This window comes from Rhizobium oryzicola, assembly GCF_030504645.1.
Lineage (GTDB): Bacteria > Pseudomonadota > Alphaproteobacteria > Rhizobiales > Rhizobiaceae > Neorhizobium > Neorhizobium oryzicola.
Genome location: NZ_JAUKWQ010000001.1, coordinates 1,091,148 through 1,108,564, shown reverse-complemented (window position 1 = coordinate 1,108,564; position 17,417 = coordinate 1,091,148). Strand labels below are relative to the sequence as shown.

The 17,417-nt window shown below is 61.7% G+C and carries 21 protein-coding genes; 7 read left to right on the top strand and 14 right to left on the bottom strand.

Features of this window, described 5'->3' with window-relative positions:
- Positions 1 to 240: 240 nt before the first annotated feature.
- From Q2T52_RS05530 to Q2T52_RS05495, 8 genes are all read right to left on the bottom strand, one after another.
- Entirely contained in the window at positions 241 to 1,488 is a 1,248-nt protein-coding gene (locus tag Q2T52_RS05530; RefSeq protein ID WP_302075657.1) for a phage major capsid protein, read from the bottom strand.
- Between the two features lie 4 nt (positions 1,489 to 1,492).
- Positions 1,493 to 2,065: an HK97 family phage prohead protease gene (locus tag Q2T52_RS05525; protein WP_302075656.1), complete on the bottom strand. Its 573-nt coding sequence runs from the start codon at positions 2,063 to 2,065 to the stop codon at positions 1,493 to 1,495.
- A 34-nt stretch (positions 2,066 to 2,099) separates the two neighbouring features.
- The gene (locus tag Q2T52_RS05520) at positions 2,100 to 2,423 is read right to left on the bottom strand and encodes a DUF6107 family protein (protein ID WP_302075655.1); all 324 of its coding nucleotides are present in this window, start codon (positions 2,421 to 2,423) and stop codon (positions 2,100 to 2,102) included.
- A 153-nt stretch (positions 2,424 to 2,576) separates the two neighbouring features.
- Positions 2,577 to 2,876 carry a type II toxin-antitoxin system RelE/ParE family toxin gene (locus Q2T52_RS05515; RefSeq protein ID WP_302075654.1) on the bottom strand — a complete coding sequence of 100 codons (300 nt, stop codon included), beginning with the start codon at positions 2,874 to 2,876 and terminating at the stop codon, positions 2,577 to 2,579.
- Entirely contained in the window at positions 2,876 to 3,139 is a 264-nt protein-coding gene (locus tag Q2T52_RS05510) for a CopG family ribbon-helix-helix protein (protein ID WP_302075653.1), read from the bottom strand. The genes Q2T52_RS05515 and Q2T52_RS05510 overlap by 1 nt, the downstream gene beginning before the upstream one ends.
- A 67-nt stretch (positions 3,140 to 3,206) precedes the next feature.
- The gene (locus Q2T52_RS05505) at positions 3,207 to 4,352 is read right to left on the bottom strand and encodes a phage portal protein (protein ID WP_302075652.1); all 1,146 of its coding nucleotides are present in this window, start codon (positions 4,350 to 4,352) and stop codon (positions 3,207 to 3,209) included.
- A gap of 263 nt (positions 4,353 to 4,615) precedes the next feature.
- Positions 4,616 to 5,254 (bottom strand): hypothetical protein, encoded by a 639-nt coding sequence (locus tag Q2T52_RS05500; protein ID WP_302075651.1) that lies wholly within the window; start codon positions 5,252 to 5,254, stop codon positions 4,616 to 4,618.
- Positions 5,255 to 5,369: 115 nt separating this feature from the next.
- Positions 5,370 to 6,059: a glycoside hydrolase family 19 protein gene (locus Q2T52_RS05495; protein ID WP_302075650.1), complete on the bottom strand. Its 690-nt coding sequence runs from the start codon at positions 6,057 to 6,059 to the stop codon at positions 5,370 to 5,372.
- 201 nt (positions 6,060 to 6,260) lie between these two features.
- Here Q2T52_RS05495 and Q2T52_RS05490 point away from each other — a divergent pair, with 201 nt between their 5' ends.
- Positions 6,261 to 6,398, top strand: a complete 138-nt coding sequence (locus Q2T52_RS05490; RefSeq protein ID WP_302075649.1) for a hypothetical protein — start codon at positions 6,261 to 6,263, stop codon at positions 6,396 to 6,398.
- A 9-nt stretch (positions 6,399 to 6,407) separates the two neighbouring features.
- Here the strand turns inward: Q2T52_RS05490 and Q2T52_RS05485 are convergent, their stop codons facing one another.
- Positions 6,408 to 7,766 carry a DNA-packaging protein gene (locus tag Q2T52_RS05485; protein ID WP_302075648.1) on the bottom strand — a complete coding sequence of 453 codons (1,359 nt, stop codon included), beginning with the start codon at positions 7,764 to 7,766 and terminating at the stop codon, positions 6,408 to 6,410.
- 52 nt (positions 7,767 to 7,818) lie between these two features.
- On the bottom strand, positions 7,819 to 8,553 hold the full coding sequence (locus Q2T52_RS05480; protein ID WP_302075647.1) for a hypothetical protein: 735 nt from the start codon (positions 8,551 to 8,553) through the stop codon (positions 7,819 to 7,821).
- A gap of 412 nt (positions 8,554 to 8,965) precedes the next feature.
- Between Q2T52_RS05480 and Q2T52_RS05475 the strand changes: the two genes are divergently transcribed.
- From Q2T52_RS05475 to Q2T52_RS05460, 4 genes are read left to right on the top strand one after another with little or no spacing between them, the layout of a single operon-like run.
- Positions 8,966 to 9,490: a (2Fe-2S)-binding protein gene (locus Q2T52_RS05475; protein ID WP_302075646.1), complete on the top strand. Its 525-nt coding sequence runs from the start codon at positions 8,966 to 8,968 to the stop codon at positions 9,488 to 9,490.
- On the top strand, positions 9,487 to 10,506 hold the full coding sequence (locus Q2T52_RS05470) for an FAD binding domain-containing protein (protein ID WP_302075645.1): 1,020 nt from the start codon (positions 9,487 to 9,489) through the stop codon (positions 10,504 to 10,506). Before Q2T52_RS05475 ends, Q2T52_RS05470 begins: the two co-directional genes overlap by 4 nt.
- Positions 10,507 to 10,523: 17 nt before the next feature.
- Positions 10,524 to 12,782: a xanthine dehydrogenase family protein molybdopterin-binding subunit gene (locus Q2T52_RS05465; RefSeq protein WP_302075644.1), complete on the top strand. Its 2,259-nt coding sequence runs from the start codon at positions 10,524 to 10,526 to the stop codon at positions 12,780 to 12,782.
- Entirely contained in the window at positions 12,779 to 13,930 is a 1,152-nt protein-coding gene (locus tag Q2T52_RS05460; RefSeq protein ID WP_302075643.1) for a catalase family protein, read from the top strand. Before Q2T52_RS05465 ends, Q2T52_RS05460 begins: the two co-directional genes overlap by 4 nt.
- Positions 13,931 to 14,034: 104 nt before the next feature.
- Here the strand turns inward: Q2T52_RS05460 and Q2T52_RS05455 are convergent, their stop codons facing one another.
- Complete coding sequence (locus Q2T52_RS05455; protein WP_302075642.1) at positions 14,035 to 14,268, bottom strand: hypothetical protein; 234 nt, start codon at positions 14,266 to 14,268, stop codon at positions 14,035 to 14,037.
- Between the two features lie 145 nt (positions 14,269 to 14,413).
- Here Q2T52_RS05455 and Q2T52_RS05450 point away from each other — a divergent pair, with 145 nt between their 5' ends.
- Both Q2T52_RS05450 and Q2T52_RS05445 read left to right on the top strand, forming a co-directional pair.
- Positions 14,414 to 14,668 carry a type II toxin-antitoxin system Phd/YefM family antitoxin gene (locus Q2T52_RS05450; protein ID WP_302075641.1) on the top strand — a complete coding sequence of 85 codons (255 nt, stop codon included), beginning with the start codon at positions 14,414 to 14,416 and terminating at the stop codon, positions 14,666 to 14,668.
- Entirely contained in the window at positions 14,665 to 14,937 is a 273-nt protein-coding gene (locus Q2T52_RS05445; RefSeq protein WP_302075640.1) for a Txe/YoeB family addiction module toxin, read from the top strand. Before Q2T52_RS05450 ends, Q2T52_RS05445 begins: the two co-directional genes overlap by 4 nt.
- Before the next feature lie 8 nt (positions 14,938 to 14,945).
- Here Q2T52_RS05445 and Q2T52_RS05440 read toward each other — a convergent pair whose 3' ends face one another.
- From Q2T52_RS05440 to Q2T52_RS05430, 3 genes are all read right to left on the bottom strand, one after another.
- Entirely contained in the window at positions 14,946 to 15,401 is a 456-nt protein-coding gene (locus Q2T52_RS05440) for a DUF2442 domain-containing protein (RefSeq protein WP_302075639.1), read from the bottom strand.
- Positions 15,391 to 15,627 carry a DUF4160 domain-containing protein gene (locus tag Q2T52_RS05435; protein ID WP_302075638.1) on the bottom strand — a complete coding sequence of 79 codons (237 nt, stop codon included), beginning with the start codon at positions 15,625 to 15,627 and terminating at the stop codon, positions 15,391 to 15,393. Before Q2T52_RS05435 ends, Q2T52_RS05440 begins: the two co-directional genes overlap by 11 nt.
- Positions 15,628 to 15,730: 103 nt before the next feature.
- Positions 15,731 to 17,215: a protein adenylyltransferase SelO gene (locus Q2T52_RS05430; RefSeq protein ID WP_302075637.1), complete on the bottom strand. Its 1,485-nt coding sequence runs from the start codon at positions 17,213 to 17,215 to the stop codon at positions 15,731 to 15,733.
- Between the last annotated feature and the right edge of the window lie 202 nt (positions 17,216 to 17,417).

Here is a 17,417-nt window from a genome sequence, read left to right as displayed (position 1 = left end):
CTTCGTTGCCCCCTCTGCCCTGCCGGGCATCTCCCCCACAAGGGGGTAGATCGACTCGTGGCACCGCCTCGATCCCTCTTGCGTCAGGGAAAGCTGTCAGTGCCTTGATGTCATAGAGAGAGCGAGCGGGTAACCGTTCTGCTGTTCTCCCCCCTTGTGGGGGAGATGCCTGGCAAGGCAGAGGGGGGTGTTCTAGAGACGCTGTCGCAGAGCGTTTAGTGGGGTGACCAAATCAGCCCCTCAGCTCGCCGCAAACTTCACCAGCTTGATCGCCTCGAAATTCTGCACGCCGCCGCCGACGCGCTTGGTGGTGTAGAACAGCACATACGGTTTGGCGGAATAGGGATCGCGCAGGATGCGCACGCCTAAGCGATCCACGACCAGATAGCCGGCGCGGAAATCGCCGATGGCAATGGCGGTCGCGTTCGCCGCGATATCAGGCATCTGCTCGCCCTCGGCCACCGGGAAGCCCATCAGCGTGGCCGGCTGGTTGACGGAAGCCGGCGGCTGCCAGAGATAGTTGCCATCGGCATCCTTGAACTTGCGGATCTCCCCTTGCGTCTTGCGGTTCATCAGGAAGGTGGCGTTCTGGCGGTGGCCGGCCTTCAGCGCGTAGATGGCGTTGATCAACACATCGGACGCGCCTGATGCGGCAAAGCCGCCCGCCTGCCCGGTTGCCACATAACCCAGGCTGCCCCAGCTCCAGCTGGCATCCGGCACCGTGTCATAGGCCAGGACCCCCTTGGGCTTGTTGACGCCATCGCCGCGAATGAAGGCATCGCCCTCCTGCTCGGCAAAGACGATATCCACCTCGCCCGCGATCCAAGCTTCCACATCGACCGCCGCATCATCCAGCAGCGACTGGGTGGCCGCCGGCATGGCGTAAAGTTCCATGGTGGGGAAGGAAAGCTCGGCCAGCTGCGGCGTGTTGGTCTGCGGGCGCGCCGCCGTTTCCGACACCCAGCCGGTGGAGGGTCCGCTCAACGCAAAAGGCTTCTTCAGCACGGCAGAGGAGACGGTGCGTACCGTCGACAGCGACCGCATGGGCGAGACGATCGCCAGACGGCGGCCGATTTCCGTATCGGTTTCCGATGGCACGAGGTAGCCGCCATCGGAGCCGGTGGCTCCCGCCATGGCCTTCGCCTCCAGCTCGCGCAGCGCGGCCTCCTCCCCGCGGCGAATATAGGCATCGAACGCCGCCTTGTGTTCGCCGCTGTCGGCGCTCTCCCCACGACCGCCGATCGCCGGACGCGCCTTCTTCAACAGCAGCGTATCCAGCTGCTTCTTCTGCTCGTCCACCACGCGATTGATGCGCTCCATCTTGTCGCGGGTCACCACATCGGCGGTCAGCTTCTGTTCGATCTCGCCGAGGCGTCGGTCATTCACCTCCTTGAAGGCCTCGAAGGCCTCCATGAAATCCTCGAAGGCGGCCGTTACCGTATCCGGCACGGCCTTCACCTCGGGCGAAGCTTTGGTCATCTCGTTCATCTCGTCATCCTTTGAAAGTCGTTGCCATCATCAGTTTCGCCGCCCGCCGCATACCGCGCACGAGTTCGGTTTCTCGATCGCGGAAGAACCGCGCATGCTTGACATTGGAGACCCGGGCCGAGGGCAGCATCGGAAAGGTCACCACGGAAATTTCCCAGAGATCGGCTTCCAGAATGCGCCTGACGCCGCTCTTCGGCTCCGAGCGGGAACGCACGGTGCGGAAGCCGATGGAAAGCCCATCCAGCGCGCCGGTCTTCATCAGCGAAAACACCTCGGCTGCTCGCGCCACGCCGGGCGAAAGCACGCCTTCCACGTAAAGCCCGCGCTCATCCTCCCGGATCGTGGTCCAGGCGCCGATCGGCTCGTTCGGGTCGTGCTGGTAGAGCATGCGCACCTTGGCCGCACCCCGCTCCACCAGCGAGTGGCTGAAGGCGCCGCGTTCGATCACATCCTTGCCGAGATCGACCTCGCCGAAGACGCTGGCATAGCCGGAAAACGTGCCATCGCCGGACAGGCCCGCGAGATCGAGATTGGCGAATTTGCGCGCATTGGGCCGTGGCCCGCGATAAGCGTGCATGGAAAGCTCCAGAAAGGTTATGAGGGATGCGGGCTTAGCGGCTGCCGGTTTTGGCGCCGTAGCGGTCTGCGATGCGAGACAGCGCACCGAGCGCCCACCAGGCTGAGAGGCTGGCGGCGGCGGAACCGCCAAGTGCGGTTTCCAGCGAGGACAGCTGGCCCTCCAGCCCCAGCCGATCGGTCAACCACAACCCGGTCGGGCCGCCGAAGATCAGCCCGCAGGTAAGGCCGGTTAAGAAACGCGTCGCAGCCTCCTGCAGGCTTTTCGGCAAGAGATAGATCAGCGACACCCAGGCGCCGGCGGCAGAGCCCAGAAGCTTGGCCGCGACAAGGCTGTTTTCCTCTCCAAGATGAGACATGGCGATGCCCTTTCGATGGATGGTGGGCCCAAGAAAAAGCCCGCGAGGCAGGTGCTTCGCGGGCTTCAATTGTTGAATCGGATGAGACGTCTAGCGGCGATGGCTGAGTTTTAGATTCGGCTTGTTAAAGCGGGATGTGAGGGTGAGTTCTGATTACAGAAACGGCTCATCATCATGCGCCAGTTCGGGATCTGCCTGCTGGCCATGCCGGATATGAGAAATGACGAGACGCGTTTTCTCCACCGTATAGTCGATCACGTAAACGCCACAGATATATCGACGGCGTCCCGGCAGTTTGATCGGCGACCCCGCCTGCGGATAGTCCTTCAACAAGCGAAATGCGGACCGGAGGTTTTCGATCACCCGTCTGGCCGCACGAGGATTGAAGTGCTCCAGATAGGCGCGTTCCCGCTTTAGAAACGCGGCTGCGTTGGCGGAAAGGATCACACGCATCAGGCGGCGTCAGGCTTGGCTTCATCGAGCAGTTCGGCAAACAGGTCTTCGGCATCGACGAATTCCCCGTTACGAACCTGTTCTTCGCCTTTCAGGATCTGGAGGATGTCATTGCCCTCCGCCATGAGGTAATACTTCAGCGCCCGCACAATCACCCAGCTGCGGCTGCGTTCGGTCGCCTTGGCAATCTGTTCCACCTCGGCCAGTATGTCTTCCGGCAGACGCAGGGTGATCGGATCGGAGAGAACGGGTTTGTCGGCCATGGCAGGCTCCTTCAAAAGCGCGCTGTAATACGACGTATTACAAATATACGCCTCAATTCCCCTGCCCTCAATAGCCCACCGCCTGGCGTTTCTCGTCATCGCTGAGGAAGCTGGCATTGCCGATGCGGGTCCACAGCGCATCGCGCTCGGCGGCCAGCCCCGGCACCTGATCGAGATCCGGCTTGAGATCGAAGGCGGGGTAGATGGCCGACAGCCACGTGGATAGGCTCGCCGCCGTGCGGGTGATCAGCGGCACCACGGTCAGGCGGTAGAAGGCGCGGTTCGCCTCCTGATAGTTGGAATAGGTGTTGTCGCCGGGCAGGCCGAGCAGCATGGGCGGCACGCCGAAGGCGAGCGCAATGTCACGCGCCGCGCCATTCTTCGCCTCGATGAAATCCATGTCCTTGGGCGAAAGGCCCATGGCCTTCCAGTCCAGCCCGCCTTCGAGCAGCAGCGGACGACCGGCATTGACGGCGCCGCTATAACCCGCCTCCAGCTCGTCGCGCAGCCGCTCATACTGGTCGGGCGAGAGATTGCCGCCCTCCTTTGGCTGATAGACCAGCGCGCCGGATGGACGCGCCGAATTGTCCAAGAGCGCCTTGTTCCACTTCGCGGCGGCATTGTGCAGGTCGAGTGCTGCGCCCGCTGCCCCCAGAGGCGAAAAGCCGCCATTATCGTCGAGGGGATGAAACAGCTCCAGATGCAGAAGAGAAAGCTCGCCCCCTTGCGCGGGAAGACGCCTGAGCCGCGAACCCACCCGGTAATCATAGGCGACAGGCCAGCCATCCGGCCCTTCCACCACGCTCACGCGATCGGGCCTCAAGAGATGCAGTTCCCGCAAAGCGCCCGCCAGCAGCAACGGCTCGACATAGGCATTGCCGGAGAGAAGCAGCTGGCCATAGAGGGCTTCGAGAAAATCCGCCCCGCCCATGCGTGGGTTGGGGCCTTTGAGAAGTATCAGCGCCGGGTGATCCACCACCTCCCGCTCACCCTCGTAAGCGAGCCACGGAACGGCAGCGGCGGCTTCGGCAATCATCCGTACCGCCCGGTAGACGACCGGGTTCGTCATGAAGCCGGTGCGCGACAGCGCGGCATAAGAGCGGCCGGACCACTGCGCCGCCCCCTCGCCGGCGAGAATGGCAAGACCGCTGACGGCCTTGGCCTCGGCCACAGGCTTTGCCGCCCGCCAAGGCAGGTGAAGAAATGATTTCATGGGGATGATCCTGCTAAGGCTATGTGTTTTGAAGCATGTTCGATCACCCCACCCGCAGCTTCGCTGCGACCTCCCCCTCAAGGGGAGGTGGGGAAATCGCCGCACCGCCGGGAACTTCTCAAGCGCGGAGAAGCCAATATGCGGCTGGCATTAAGATGTCTTCTGACGGTGATGGGGAATGCCGCGACCGGCGCCACCCTCCCACCTCCCCTTGAGGGGGAGGTCGATGCGACAGCATCGGGTGGGGTGAGTACAACGGCCCATCACCCACAATACAAGCGCAAGGCAAGTCGCGGTTCTGGTGCGTTCTCTGCCGGCACAAATCTCACTTCCTGGCCCCTACCTAAGCCTGTCTGGCGATCCGGCTCAACGATACCAAAGCGACCGAGATACCGCACCCCGACATAATATTCCGAGAGCGGCGGATTGATGGGAGCGCCGCCGCCATTTGCGTTTTGAGGGAGGTATGTCCAGAGCTTGGGCGCATTCGAGACGCCCTGCCCACCGTTATTTTCGAGGATCATTTGTTGCTCTGCGAGCGCCGTGGGCTTCGGTATCCATGCAGGATCACAGCGCGTGAGCATTGTTCCTTGGGTCACGTTGACGGCGACCAACTGGTAGCCGGTTCCGATATAGTAAATATCACCCGTCTCGGCAGCGTAGACAACCGCGCCAGTGTTGTAGGGCTTATTCCAGACCTCTATCCATCCTGTCGAGCCGGTTGCCCAAGGTAGTCCATATTGCTTCAGGCTCAGCCGTTGATCCATGCCAAGGCCCCAGGCCACCGTGTAGGTGAGACGGTAACCCTGCGTCAGGTCGATTGTTGCTGAACGACGGAAATAAGCCTGCCAGGCAACCCAGCACAAACCGATGACGCAACACAGGATGAACAATCTGCGCATTCCACCCCTCAGTCGTTGCCTAAGCTCAGCGCTGCCGTCTTAACCGCAGATAGACTTAAAGCTCGTAGTCAACACGCGACGCAACACGCACGTGCGTCTAAATGATGACATCGCGTCAGCCAGATGCGGCGCCATTCGCATCACCCCATCCGCCCAGCGCCTCGAAAAACGCCCGCGCATATCCCGCGATGTCGGCGGCGCGGTCGGAGCCGTTGACGATCTGACGGGCGCCTTGCCAATCGCGGTGGCGCTCGTCGAAAAAGTCCGACAGTCTGCGGCCGGAAAAGCGGCCCTCGATCATGCCTGTGAACAGGATCTCCACTGCCCGCGCCGGATCGAGCGCCAGCTCCGGTTGGCCTTCCAGCCCGAAGGCGCGGTAATTCAAGCGCCCGGTAATTTGCACCAGCCCGCGACCGCGATAGCGCCAGCCATCGCCGCTTGCCTCGTCCCCGTTACCGAGGCGGTTGGCATAAGCTCGGTTGGCGATCTGCTGCGGTTGGCGGGAATAGCGGGCGGCTTCCGCAGCCGTAAAGCGGTTCGGAAAGGTGCGCAGCAGTCCGTCGGCGCTGTAGGACAGGTTTTCTTCCACCGGCTGCAGCCTGCCGCCCGTCTCGTGATAGGCGGTGGCCAGCACGTAAGCGAGGCTCGCTTTGCTTATCTGTCCTTCCCGTCGCGCCGCCGCATCCAGCAGGGCGAGGTAGCCTTCCCGTGCGGCAGCGGGCAATCTGCCGCCATGAAGACGGTTCGTGACCACTTCGAGAAATCGTGTGGGATCAAGACCGGAAACCAGGTTTGTGCCTGTCATAAATCACAACCTATCCGAAAACACACATCCTCCACTCGCCGCGCATGGCAGACGCGAAAGATATGCAAAAGTTTCAATCGATTTGAAAAATACTAATCGTTTTAGCTGCTTAGGCGGCCCTTTACTTTCCGCTAACGCTGTGGAACCAACAGCTTGCGACGGCGTTCTTAAGCGCCGACACCAACCAGGAGGATTACAACGATGATGCAGCAGCCCGCCCCGGCGTCTTCCGCTCAGACCGCCCAGAAGCCGCAGATTCCGCAACATCTGGTTGAACGCCTTGAATCCGAGTGGAAGCAGATGCGCGAGAGTGCCGCTACGCCGGCGAAGCAACGTTAACGCTTGCGATCAGAGGCCGCGCACGCGCGGCTCTCCATGGCCCTCCAGCATGAGGGCCGTCAGCGCCCAGACCAGCGCATCAAGCCGATCCGGCGATCGGCCCGAGGACAAACCGTCCGGGCCGAAATCACACATCTGGTCTTCCAACTCGCGAAAACGGCCCGCATGGGCCACCCTTCCCTGTTCGTACAATGCCGCCACAGGCTCAGCCCGCAAAAACTTTCCACGGCTTGCCCGCACCAATGTCAGCGGCAGTTTCTCATCCACGCTTTTCAGCATGGACGCCACCATGTCGCCGCCCTGGTTGACTTCCGCCACGATGCGATCCGCGGAATAGCGCCGGTAGGCGGCGACCACGGCCTGCGCCCAGCCGGCGGGTGAAGCACCCTCCACCGAACAATCCGCCAGCACCACGCCGCGACCGCCCGTTTCCACGCCCGCCACGACGATGCCACAGCAGGAACCGGCACCGGAGCCAGCAGGTGGATCGACCGCAACGACAATACGGCGAAGCGCCCCGGTAAAGCGGATGATGGCGGTTTCCAGATCGGCGCGCTTCCAGAGCGCGTCCTCGCGATCCTCGATCAGTTCGCCCTCCAGCTCCTGCCGGCCGAGACGGCTGCCGCCATACCGACGTTCGAGAGCCGCCACAAAACCCGGCGCCAGATTGCCGGCATTCGCTGTCGTCGAGATCCGCACGAGACGCGTTTCCGGATCGGCCATCAGCGCCTTCAGGATCGGCACCGGGCGTGGCGTGGTCGTCACCAGCTGGCGGGGATCCTCGCCAAGGCGCAGACCGAATTGCAGCATGTCAAAGGTTTCCTGCGCATGCTTCCACTTTGCCAGCTCGTCGCACCAGGCATAGTGAAACTGCGGGCCGCGAAGCGCCTCCGGATCTTCGGAGGAGAAGATCTGCGCCACCGCACCGGACGGCCAGACCAGCCTGCGGCGCGATACCTCGAAGTCCGGCGCGTTTTTGCGGGCAATGCGGCAGATGCCGGACACGCCATCCACCATCACCTCACGCGCATCCCCCAGTGTTTCCGCGACAAGCGCAATGCGCAAGGTGCTGCGGTCGCTGGCAGTGGCCAGCGCATGCACCCACTCCGCACCGGCGCGAGTTTTGCCGGAGCCGCGCCCTCCCATGATCAACCAGGTGCGCCACGCCCCCTCGGGCGGCTTCTGTTCGGCGCGGCCGGAAAGCCACCATTCGCGCTGGATGCTGAGGGCATGCTGCTGCCAGCCCGTGACGGGCGGTTCACCGGCTCTGCTTTTTGCCGCAACGACAGCCTGTGACCGTTCCATCTGCGCGATGAGGCGCCTTCCAGCCATGAACGGCTCCATGCGACCGGCACCGATCCTCGTCATTCCGGACTCCCAGTCTGCAAGCACGGTGTCAACGGCATCGACCATTTGCTGTTCACCCGGTGTCGGGTGCAGACGGCGCAACCCCAGCCGAACCGCCGGGCTCGAGAGGGTCAGCACGGCTCGCGCGCTGCCAGTCTTCAAACAGTTCGCGGGCCCGGGCCTCGATGAGCGCTTTGACACTGTTGACCGCCTCCTGATAGCCGCCCTCTTCCGCCCGTCGCTCAGCCTCCGCCTCGCGGTCGCGCGCCAGCTGGCGCTGCAGGCTATCCACCTTTTCCAGCGTGCGCACGATCAGCGACATGGCGTCGGTCGCGGCCTTCACATCCGCCCGCGCCAGCTTCTGCGCCGCCTCATCGCCTTCCAGCGCCGCCAGTTGCTCGGCATTGGCGCGAAGCTCCCGGAAAAAGGCGAATTGCGCCCGCAGTTCCCGGGTCATCTCAGACAGTAGCTGGCGCAGCTCCTCTCCGCTTGCCGCCTGCTCCGCCGATTTCAGTTCCAGCAGAACGGCATCGGCAGCGTGGGCGGTTTTTTCCGGCAAGGCGGGCAACGGCGCGCGAGGATCTGCGTCCCAGCCGCCGAACAGGCTGAGGTCGATGGTGTCGATTGGGTCGATCATGGCGTGGCCGGTGTGGTGGATGATGGAACTCCCTTCTCCCACGCGGGGGAGAAGGTGGCCGAAGGCCGGACGAAGGGGTGGCCCCTTGTTACCCCCCTCTGTCCTGCCGGACATCTCCCCCACACGGGGGGAGATCAGCAGAACGGTTGCCCGCTCGCATCTCTCCAACATGGAGACCGTGTAAATGACTGCGACAACTTATAGGGATCGAGACGGCGCCGCGAGTCGATCTCCCCCCGTGTGGGGGAGATGTCCGGCAGGACAGAGGGGGGTGAAAAGGTCAAAACAGTCAGGACTGCGGTATGCAAAATCCCGCTCAATCCCTCGGCCAAAAAAAACGGCCCTGGGCTATGGGGAACCCGAGGGCCGCTGACTGGAAGGTCTGCAGCGAACCCGAGGGTCAGTCGCAAATCTCCGACAATGACCAATAGGTACCAAACAACCGTCACGCCGTCAAGGACTATTTTCCTATCACAGAAATTTTTTCGCGCCCTGCGGGAACATTGCCCTGTTTCACAGCGGAACAATCTCCGCAAGCACCCGTTCTGATGGCACTTCCCACGCCACGGAAAGGTACCCCTTCATGGATCTTTTGTCCAACCGGAGTTCTGCCTCCGGTCTCCCCGTTTCCCTCACCATCAACGGCGCACACCACGATGTCAGCGTTGATCCCTGGGTAACGCTGCTCGATCTGCTGCGCGGCCCCTTGTCGATGACAGGCACCAAGAAGGGCTGCGACCACGGCCAGTGCGGCGCCTGCACGGTGCTGATCGATGGCGAGCGGATCAATTCCTGCCTGAAGCTTGCCGTCAGCCTCGATGGCGCCGAGATCACCACGATCGAAGGCCTCGGCACGCCTGACAACATGCACCCGCTGCAGAAGGCATTCGTGGAGCATGATGCCTATCAGTGCGGCTATTGCACGCCGGGCCAGATTTGTTCCGCCGCCGGTCTTCTGAAGGAAGGCCACGCCCATTCCCGCGAAGAAATCCGCGAGCTGATGAGCGGCAATCTCTGTCGCTGCGGCGCCTATACCAACATCGCCGACGCGATTGAGGACGTGATGCAGGCCGAAAATGTTGGCGCACATCGGGAGGCCGCGGAATGAAACCCTTCGAGTATCTGCGTCCAAGCGACGTCTCCGAAGCCGTGGCGGCGCTCGCTGCAAACCCTGAAGCCCAGGTTCTGGCGGGTGGCACCAATCTTGTGGACCTGATGAAATATGACGTGACCCATCCGGGTGCGGTCATCGATATCAACCGTCTGCCGCTGAAGGAGATCGAGCAGCTGGAGGACGGCACATTCCGAATCGGTGCCTTGGTCAGCAACTCCATTGCCGCTTATCATGCCGGAATTGCGGGTGAATTGCCGCTGCTCTCCTCCGCTATTCTGGCTGGCGCGTCACCGCAATTGCGCAATGCCGCCACCTGTGGAGGTAACCTTTTGCAACGGACACGTTGCTATTACTTTTATGATGCCTCCACGCCATGCAACAAGCGGGAGCCCGGTTCCGGCTGCGGCGCAGTCGGTGGCGTCAATCGCATCCATGCCATCCTCGGTGCCAGCCAGCACTGTATCGCCACCCATCCCTCCGACATGTGCGTCGCGCTCGCAGCCCTTGATACGGTAGTGGATGTGGCGGGGCCGACCGGCGACCGGCAGATCCCCTTCCTCGACTTCCACCGCCTGCCAGGGGACCACCCGGAGCGCGACAACACGCTGCAGCAGGGCGAAATCGTCACCGCGATCCGCGTCTCCGGCGGCCATTTCAAACGCCATCACAGCTATCTGAAGCTGCGCGACCGCCTGTCTTATGCCTTCGCGCTCGTCTCTGTCGCAGCGGCGCTCGATATCGGTGAGGATGGAACGATCCTCGACATCCGCGTGGCACTGGGTGGCGTGGCGCACAAGCCTTGGCGCGACCCGCTGGCGGAAACGGAATGTGCAGGCCAACCCGCCAACCGCGACACATTCCAGGCACTGGCGACGAGGCTTCTGGCTGGCGCCAGGGGCCAAGGTGACAACGATTTCAAGATCGAGATGGCCCGCCGCGCCATCGTACGGGCGCTGGAGCAGGCGGCTGCCGGTACGCCGCAGATCCAGTCGCACAAAGCCATTTTCTAAGACCGAGGAGCTGAGACATGGATACTTCTTCCCGCGTGATCGGCTTTCCGGTGTCCCGCATCGATGGGCCGTTAAAGGTCACCGGCACCGCCCCTTATGCCGCCGAACATGAGGCTCCGGACGGCCTGCTGCATGGCTTCGTGACGGTTGCCACCATTGCCAGCGGCCGCATCGCCGAGATCGACCTCACAGAGGCTGAGACATTTCCAGGTGTGGTGAAGATCTACACCCATCAGAACCGGCCCCGCACCGCCTGGTGGGACAAGGCCTGGAAGGATGAGGTGGCGCTTCCCGGCCACCCTTTACGTCCGCTGGAAAACGATCGGATTCTCTTCGATGGCCAGCCGGTGGCGCTGGTGATCGGGACAAGTTTTGAGGCTGCGCGCGATGCTGCCTCGCTGATCCGAATGACCTATCATGAGGATGAGCCACATACGGACCTGCGCTTCGAGCAGGATCAGTCCTATGTGCCGAAGGAGAAGCGATCAGGCATCTCGCCACCGCCGAAACCACGCGGCGATGCCGACCGGGCGTTTTCACAATCGCCCTACCAGATCTCGGCCGATTATTTTCAGGAGGGCGAGCACCACAACCCGATGGAGCTGTTTGCCTCAACCGTGATCTATGGCGAAGACGGAAGCCTCACGATCCACGACAAGACGCAAGGCTCGCAGAACGTCCAGTCCTATATCGCCAGCGTGTTCGAACTTAAGCCGGACAAGGTGCGCGTGCTGAACAAGTTCGTGGGCGGCGCCTTTGGCTCCGGCCTTCGCCCCAAGCACCAGGTGTTTCTCTCCGTCATGGCGGCGCTTGATCTGAAGCGCTCCGTGAAGCTCGAACTCTCCCGCCGCGAGATGTTCTATCTCACCTGGCGGCCTGCGACGGTGCAGACGGTTTCCATGGCCGCCGACGACGAAGGGCATCTGACGGCGATCATGCATCATGCGGTGCAGGCAACTTCGCTTTACGAGGATTATCAGGAGGTTGTGGTCAACTGGTCAGGCCTTGCCTATCGCTGCGACAACGTGAAACTGACCTATGAGCTGACGGAACTCAACGTTTCCACCCCCGGAGACATGCGGGCGCCCGGTGCTGCAACCGGCGTATTTGCGCTGGAATCGGTGATCGATGAACTCTCCTACGAAGTGGGCATCGACCCGCTCGACATGCGCATCCGCAACTTCGTACATATTGACCAGAACATGGACAAGCAGCTGACCTCCAAGGCGCTGCATGCCTGTTATCGCGAGGGTGCCGAGCGCTTCGGCTGGGCGAGCCGTTCACCCGCGCCGCGCTCCATGCGCGATGGCCGCGATCTCGTCGGCTGGGGCATGGCGACCGGGGTATGGGAAGCAAGCCTGATGCAGTCCACCGCCAAGGTTAAACTGGAGCGAAACGGCCATGTGACGGTCTCCGCCGCCGCCTCCGATATCGGCACCGGCACCTACACCATTCTGGCGCAGGTGGGCGCTGACTCTTTCGGCATCGGTGCCGAACAGGTGACCGTGGCAATCGGCGATTCCAGCCTGCCGAAGTCGCCCGTCGAAGGTGGTTCCTGGACGGCAGCCTCCAGTGGCTCCGCGGTGCAGGTGGCGGCCACGACTGTCCGCCAGACGCTGCTGAAGCACGCGCGAGACTTGCCAAACTCTCCCTTAAAGGATGCGAGTGTCGAGCAGACGGCGATCCGCGACGGACGCCTCGTGCTCGCCGTCAACGACCAGGCCGGTGTCGCGATTGCCGACATCATGGATGCCGCGGGTGTCGATTTCATCGAGGAACTAGGTGAAGTCGGCCCTGACCAGGCACAGATGAAGACCTTCATCAGCTACACCCATTCCGCCGCCTTCGTGGAGGTGAAGGTGGATGAGGAGCTGGGCGTCATCCGCGTCACGCGCGTGGTCAGTGCCATTGCCGCAGGCCGCATCCTCAACCCCAAGACGGCGCGCAGCCAGATCCTGGGCGGTGTCGTGATGGGCATTGGTATGGCGCTGCACGAGGAAGGCATGTTCGACCACCGCACCGGCCGCATCATGAACCACAATCTAGCGGAATATCATGTGCCCGCGCATGCCGACATCCACGATATCGAGGTGATCTTCGTGGAGGAACATGACGATAAGGCAAGCCCGCTCGGCGTGAAGGGTCTTGGTGAGATCGGTATCGTCGGCGTTGCCGCAGCTGTTGCCAATGCCATCTACCACGCGACAGGCACGCGCTTCCGTCACCTGCCAATCACCATCGACAAGCTCTATTACGCTCAGGAGGCCGCCGAATGAACAGGTTCACGCCGCCCGCCAACCCGCTTCGCTATCGCCCTGATCTGGAAGAGATTTCGCCCGACGAACCACAGGTCGCGGAAGCCTTGACGGAGACGATGCTTTCCATCGCCTACAAGACCTATGCCGACAGCGCGCATGCCATTCGCTCCGTCCACGCAAAAAGCCATGGTCTGCTCGGCGCGACAGTGGAGGTGCTGGATAACCTGCCGCCGCAACTGGCGCAGGGTCTGTTTGCCGAGCCAGCAACCTACGACGCGGTCATCCGGCTTTCCACCACGCCCGGTGACATTCTGCACGACAGCGTGTCGGCGCCGCGCGGCATGGCGCTGAAAATCCTTGATGTGGAAGGCGAACGCCTGCCGGGTTCGGAGCATTCCCGCTCGCAGGACTTCGTGATGGTCAACGGCAAGGTGTTCAACTCGCCGAGCGGCAAGGCATTCCTTGGTAATCTCAAGCTGCTGGCCGCCACCACCGACCGGGCGGAAGGGCTGAAGAAACTGATTTCCAAGGTGCTGCGCGGCGTGGAAGGCGCACTGGAAAGCGTTGGCAAGGAAAGCGCGCCGGTGAAGGTGCTGGGCGGGCAACCGATGACGCATATGCTGGGTGAAAGCTTCTTCACACAGGTGCCCGTACGCTTTGGCGATTACATCGCCAAGCTCGGAGCCGTCCCCGCATCCGACAACCTGAAACGGCTTGTCGACCAGACGGTCAAAGTCGATGGCGATGCGGATGTCCACCGCCATCTGCTGGAGGAATTCTTCGAAACCGAAACCGCCGTCTGGCACCTGAAGGCGCAGCTTTGCACCTCATTGGATGAGATGCCGATCGAAGATCCGATGGCGCTGTGGGATGAGGAGAAGAGCCCCTATGTGACGGTCGCGACCATCACCGCCTCGCCGCAAACCGCCTGGAGCCAGGAGCGGGCGGAGACGGTGGATGATGGCATGGCCTTCAGCCCCTGGAATGGCATCACGGCCCACCAGCCGCTCGGCCAGATCATGCGCATGCGCCGCATGGCCTATGAGCGCTCGGCCAAATTCCGCTCCGAACGCAACCCGATCCCGGTGACGGAACCGGCCACCTGCCCGTTCCATCAGTCACCTACAAGCGTGGTTGAGGAGACGGGTGCACGGGTGTTTCCGTGAGGGAGTTTAGGCAGTAGGCAGTCGGCAGTCGGCAGTCGGCAGTCGGCAGTCGGCAGTCGGCAGTCGGCAGTAGAAAATCCTACTGCCTTCCCTCCCGATCAAGACTACGACGCCTTGAACGCCACCTTCACGCCGCGCTGGCGAAAATAGGCTTCCATGAGCTTGCGGCCGGAGCGGTTATTCTGCACCAGCCGCTGCGGATCGAATACCGCCTCCTTCAAACCTTCATGCGCAAGCGCCGCCTTGAGAGCTGCGATATGCAGGTCTAGATCTGCATTATCCGCCTGCAGCGATTGATAGATGCGGTCTGTGACGTCGGCTACGGTCGGCTCGCTCACGCTAATACTCCTGTTGTTATTCGGTGGGCGCGCTTAGCATGTTTTTTGAAGGGGCCAAAGCGGCGAGCGGAAACCGCTTATCTTGATAGGATTGAAACATAGAGCTCTTTACTGTACATAATTCTGTACAGATGGAGACAGTCCTATGGCTCATGTGCGCTTTACAGAATTCAGGCAGAACCTTGCCAGCCATTTCGATTCAACGATTGAATCACGCGCGCCGCTGCTGGTAACCCGGCAGGGCAAGGAGGCCGTGGTTGTGATTGCCGAAGGCGAATATGAGAGCATGCAGGAAACGCTGCATCTTCTCTCGAACCCCGCCAATGCCGAACGGCTGCGTCAGAGCCTGGACCAGCTACGCGAGGGAAAGACGGTTGAGACGGACCCGACGGCTGAATGAAGCTCGTATGGACCGCCAACGCCTGGGAAGACTACGAGTTCTGGCAAAAGACCGACCCGCGCATGGTCGAGAAGATCAACGAATTGATCCGCAATGCCAAGCGCACGCCGTTTTCATGTCTTGGCAAGCCTGAACCGCTGAAGGGTGATCTGACCGGCTTCTGGTCTCGCCGCATCACCGGCGACCATCGTCTTGTCTATCGCGTGGCTGGTTCCAACGATGAGCAGCGGCTGGAGATCATCCAGTGCCGCTATCATTATCAGCGTTAGACAATCCGTCACGACGCGCTGCGCCTGATATCCACCAGATAGCGCGTCGCGAAGGCAATGGATTTCGGAATGGGCTTGGCCTTACGATAATCCGCCACCTGCCGACGGGAAATCTCCAAAGCAGCCGCCATGCCCTCCAGCGTCATGCCCAACTCCTCCATGGCGTTGCGGAAATCAGCGTTGTTAAAGCTGACAGACGGGAGCTTGCTGAGCCACAGCGCGGAGAGATCAATACCCTGCGGCCACTCCAGCGCCGTACCGTGCTCTTCCACGCTGATTTGACGGAAGAGTTCGTCGTCTTCCCGAAGAGGCATGAAGGCCCGGCGGCTCAAGAGAACCGGTGCCAGATCAACGGTCGTCTCGTGTCCCGATCGCCAACGGATCCGTAGGACGCGGTCTTTCAGTATCTCCGCGTGGCTGATACGCGGCAGCGGTTCTCCCACCGTAATCAGTTCATTGCTCATTGAGACGGTTCCATTCGCTGACAAGACGAAGCCGGTTCTCTTCCTGTGACGCCCATTGCAATACCTTTTCCAGATCGCGCCGGGTGATCTGGCCCTGCAGGACGGTCAGATCCGACAACCGGATCAACGCGTCATGGTCAGGCGTCGAAACATGAAAATGCGGCGGGTTGTGATCATCCGAGAACACATGGATCTTGAGATTGCCCAACCGCACGATCACCGGCATTAATCGCATCCTCAAAATAGTGCATAATGCGCACTCTATCAAGCGCGATTACAGCCGTCTAAGAACCACTTTAAATAGCAATCAGATTCTACTCAACCTATAATCACGTCCCGCAGAACGTCTGCAACACGCGCTGGTCTGAGGTTGGGGCTTCCGTATAAGCCGCAAATTCCGGGCGATCCTCATAGGGTTTTTCAAGGGCGGCCAGCAGGCGCTCGAAGGGTTGAAGATCGCCTTCGACGGCAGCGGCAATCACTTCCTCGATGCGGTGGTTGCGCGGGATGATGGCCGGGTTGACGGAGCGCATCAGCGCCGCCGAGTCGGCACCCGCAGGCTCGCGAGCCAGCCGTTCGCGCCACTGCGGCAGCCAGGCTTCCGCCTTCTGCCATGGCGCAAAGCCTTCCAGCAAGGCCGCCTCTGCATGCAGCGTTTCGGTGCCGCTGCGCAAGGCTTCCGCCAGGGCCGACAAGCGCCGGAAGGTCAGCGTGAAATCGGCATTGCCTTCCCGCATGGCCGAGAGAAGCCCCTGAACCAGATCGGCGTCGCCGGGGTCTTCGGTCGACAGGCCGATCTTCTTGACGAACAGCGCCAGCCAGGCCGCCTGGAAATGCTCGCCGAAGGTTTTCAGGACGCCGTTTGCTAGCTCGACCGCCTTCTCTTCATTCTCGTCGATCAGCGGCAGCAGGCATTCCGCCAGCCGCGCAATGTTCCACTGGCCGATGCCGGGCTGGTTGCGATAGGCATAGCGGCCCTGCTGGTCGATCGAGGAGAACACCTTCATCGGATCATATTCATCCAGAAAGGCGCAGGGGCCGAAATCAATCGTCTCGCCTGAGATCGTCATGTTGTCAGTGTTCATCACGCCATGGATGAAGCCGACGCCCAGCCAGCGGGCAATCAGCTCTGCCTGTCGGTCGGAGACCCGTTGCAGCAGCGCCAGGGTGGGCTTTTCCGTCCCCTTCAGATCAGGATAATGCCGGTCGACGACGTAATCAGCCAGCGTCTTCAGCGCCTCGGTGTCGCCGCGCGCCGCAAAGAACTGGAAGGTGCCGATGCGCACATGGCTGGCCGCCACCCGCACGAAGACGGCGCCGGGCAATGGTGTCTCGCGATAGACCGGTTCACCGGTCGCGACAGCAGCAAGCGCCCGCGTGGCGGGAATGCCGAGCGCTGCAAAGGCTTCCGAGACGATATATTCGCGCAGCACCGGGCCAAGGGCGGCGCGGCCATCGCCCCGGCGAGAGAAAGGCGTTGGCCCCGCGCCCTTCAGCTGGATATCGCGACGAATGCCATCTTCATCCACCACCTCGCCCAGAAGGATCGCGCGGCCGTCGCCCAACTGTGGCACGAAATTGCCGAACTGATGCCCCGCATAGGCCATCGCTAGAGGCTCGGCCCCGGCCGGCAAGACATTACCGGATAACATCGCCGTGAGGTGGCCCGAATCAGGATCGTCAATGGACAGGCGCAGTTTTTTTGCAAGCGCCGTATTGAACTTGATCAGGGCTGGCGCCTCCACGGGCTCTGGAAAGACCGAGGCATGAAAGCGATCCGGCAGACGTGCATAGGAATTATTGAAGGAAAACAAGTTCTTGATCCTCACAGGCGCCAGCAGCGCAAGGGCGAATAGTGTCTCTATACTCCTGCATATGGTGTTGCGCCCACGGCCTGCAAGCCGGTGTTTTCGCAGGGCACGCAGCGCCTATTCAAACTGCAGGCAGCCGAAAAATCGCGCAATCATGATAGTCTGTTGTAATTTCGCTACAGCTTTTCGATTGGGGCACCCTACA